We start from the raw sequence: 3,047 nt of genomic DNA on the forward strand, positions 1-3,047 counted from the left end.
CGCAAACGCTGGACCATGCGGTGGAAGGCCGCCCTCAACGCCTTCGACATCGCCTTCGACGGCCGCCTGGCCGCCGGACGCAAGTAACCCACCTCACCCTGAGTTACACCGCTCGTTTGACAGACCCCGTCCGCCAAGCCTGCCCGGCTTCGACCAGCCTATGGCACCCGAACCCATGTCAAATCGGGCCTCGGTGGGTTGGTTGCGGGTCCGTTGTGGGTGGTGGGGTGATGGTGTTGGTGGTGGTGCGGCAACCGGTGGGTTACGAGACTTCGGTGGCTCGGATCGGGCTGGGTTGGTTGGGGCGGTCGGTGTGAACGTTTCGGCTGAAGGTGGTCGTGGTGGGTGGGGCTGCGGCAATCGGACGTGCTGGCTGGTGTGGGTGGCGGTGTCGCGGTCCTCGTCGGACGGTTCCCGTCTTGCGTTGTTGCGGAGCGAAGAAGTTGCGGTCCGGTCACGCAGGCTTCCCACTCCTTGACACAGTGCTGTGGCCCGCGACACAGTACCGCCGATTTTGAGCGGTCAAATGATCGGTGGAGTATTCGGACGGGTGCGCTCCGTCACCGCGACGACACGAGTACGAAACCAGCGCGAACGGCACCGCACCAGCTCGAATCGGGGGAGGGGGAGCAGGCCATGGCGCGTCCCGGTGGCCCGGTGACGATCCGCCAGGTGGCGCTGCACGCCGGTGTCTCCCGCCAGACCGTGTCCAACGTGCTCAACGCACCCGACCGGGTGGACCCGGCCACCCGCCGGCGAGTCCGGGCCTCCGTCGAGGCCCTCGGCTACCGGCCCAACCGCAACGCGCGCAACCTGGCCGCCCGCCGAGCCGGCCTCATCGGCTACTGCGTCCCGGTCACCAACACGCCGAGCTCGTTCATGGACCGGTTCCTGCACCTGTTGACCGCAGAGGTGGAAGGATCCGGCCGCCATGTGCTGCTGTTCACCAGCGCGACCAACACCGCCGGTGCGGTCGACGCCTACGCCGACCTGGTGGCCCAACGCGCCGTGGACGGCTTCGTGCTGGCCAACACCGTCGACCAGGACCCGCGCCACCAGTGGCTGGCCGATCACGACGTGCCCTTCGTGTCCTTCGGGCGCACGGGGAACGACGACCAGCCCGGCCCGTGGGTCGACCTCGACGGCGCGGCCGTCTGCCACCGGCTCGTCGACCGCCTGCACGACCTCGGCCGCAGTCGCATCGCGTTCGTCGGCGGGCGTGGGACGACGGCGCAGAACCTCGAACGGCTGCGTGGCTGGAAAGCCGGCTGCACCGCGTTCGACCTGCCCGCGGACCGGCTGGTGTTCGCGGAGGCCGACACCGTCGAAGCGGGCGGGGTGGCGATGCGAGACCTGCTGGACTCCGAAGTGATACCGGACGCGGTGATCGCGGTGAGTGATCCACTTGCGGTAGGTGTGCACCGTGAAGTGCGCCGCCAGGGGCTCCGGCCGGGGACGGACGTCGCGGTGACGGGTTTCGACGACTCGCCGTTGGCCTCTGTTGTGGACGGTGGTCTCACCTCGGTGCGGCAACCCGTCGAGAGGTTCGCCCGCACCGTGGTGGACCTCCTGGAGAGCACCACCGGTGCGAACGGCGATCGGGGCGTGTTGCTGCCGGGCGAGATCATCAGCCGCGGCAGCGCCCCGATCCGCTTGACAGAGCAAGACCTGAACGAATGGGAGTCTCGGTAATGGGCGTTCGGACAACGGCGGCGCGGGCAACCGCGGCGCTGGGTGTGGCGGTCCTCCTCGCGTCGTGCGGCAGCGGAGGGGACGAAGGCGGCGAGCAGCCCAGCGGTGCGCTCGAAGGTCGGGGCGAGATCACCTTCGCCACCGGCAAGGACACCTCCGGCAACATGCAGAAGCTCGTCGACGAGTGGAACGCCTCGCACGCGAACGAGCAGGTCCGGATCATCGAACTGCCCGAGTCCGCGGACGCCCAGCGCCAGCAGATGGTGCAGAACGCGCAGGTCAAGTCCGACGCGTACACGATCCTCAACCTCGACGTGGTGTGGACGGCCGAGTTCGCGGCCAACCGGTGGGTCGTCGAACTGCCCGCCAAGGAGTTCGAACTGGACAAGTTCCTCCAGCCCGCGGTGAAGACCGCGCAGTACCGCGACAAGCTCTACGCCGCGCCGGTGTACTCCGACGGCGGCCTGCTGTACTACCGCAAGGACCTGCTCGACGCGGCGGGCCAGAAGCCGCCGAAGACGTGGGCCGAGCTCACCACCGCCTGCCAGGCGGTCAAGGCGACGCAGCCCGCGATCGGCTGCTACGCCGGTCAGTTCGAGAAGTACGAGGGCCTCACGGTCAACTTCGACGAGGCCGTGCACTCCGCGGGCGGCGACGTGGTCGACTCCGCCGGCAAGGCCGCGGTCGACTCGCCCGAGGCGAAGGCCGGTCTGGACACCCTGGTCACCGGGTTCCAGCAGGGCATCATCCCGGAGAAGGCCATCACCTACAAGGAAGAGGAGGGCCGCCGCGCGTTCCAGGCGGGCGAGCTCCTGTTCCACCGCCAGTGGCCCTACCAGTGGAACCTGGCCGGCAAGACCGACGGTTCCTCGCAGGTCGCCGGCAAGTTCGACGTCGCGCCCCTGCCCGGCCTCAACGGCCCCGGCAGCTCCACCCTCGGCGGCCACAACTTCGCCATCTCCGCGTTCGGCAAGAACAAGGCCACCGCGCTGGACTTCATCAAGTTCTTCACCAGCGAGGCCTCGCAGCGCTCCAACCTGCTGGCCACCTCGCAGGCGCCGACCCTGGCGAGCCTGTACGAGGACGCCGAGCTGATCAAGCAGTTCCCGTACCTGCCGACGCTGAAGGAGTCGATCCTCTCGGCGAAGCCGCGCCCGCAGGCCGTCCGCTACGGCGACGTCACGCAGGCGATCCAGGAAGCCGCCTACGCCGCGTTGACCGGCGCGAAGACCAGCGACGTGGCGCTGAAGGAGCTGCAGACCAAGTTGCAGGAGTTGCTCAAGTGACTTTCCCCGTCGTGGGGGGGGGGGGGGGCGGGCCCCCCCCCCCGGGGGGGGTGGGGGTGGTGTGGGCGG

2 protein-coding genes are annotated in these 3,047 nt (G+C 69.1%); both read left to right on the forward strand.

The window, feature by feature from the left end:
* Positions 1-636 precede the first annotated feature (636 nt).
* On the forward strand, positions 637-1,692 hold the full coding sequence (locus tag LNK82_RS38175) for a LacI family DNA-binding transcriptional regulator (RefSeq protein ID WP_230571727.1): 1,056 nt from the start codon (positions 637-639) through the stop codon (positions 1,690-1,692).
* Positions 1,692-2,978: an ABC transporter substrate-binding protein gene (locus tag LNK82_RS38180; protein ID WP_230571728.1), complete on the forward strand. Its 1,287-nt coding sequence runs from the start codon at positions 1,692-1,694 to the stop codon at positions 2,976-2,978. The genes LNK82_RS38175 and LNK82_RS38180 overlap by 1 nt, the downstream gene beginning before the upstream one ends.
* Positions 2,979-3,047 lie beyond the last annotated feature (69 nt).

The organism is Saccharothrix luteola (assembly GCF_020859565.1).
Classification (GTDB): domain Bacteria; phylum Actinomycetota; class Actinomycetes; order Mycobacteriales; family Pseudonocardiaceae; genus Actinosynnema; species Actinosynnema luteola.

What these genes read in the sequence shown, in the direction of transcription:
- LNK82_RS38180 (WP_230571728.1), top strand. Translation starts at nt 1,692, where the DNA reads ATGGGCGTTCGGACAACGGCGGCGCGGGCAACCGCGGCGCTGGGTGTG.
- LNK82_RS38175 (WP_230571727.1), top strand. Translation starts at nt 637, where the DNA reads ATGGCGCGTCCCGGTGGCCCGGTGACGATCCGCCAGGTGGCGCTGCAC.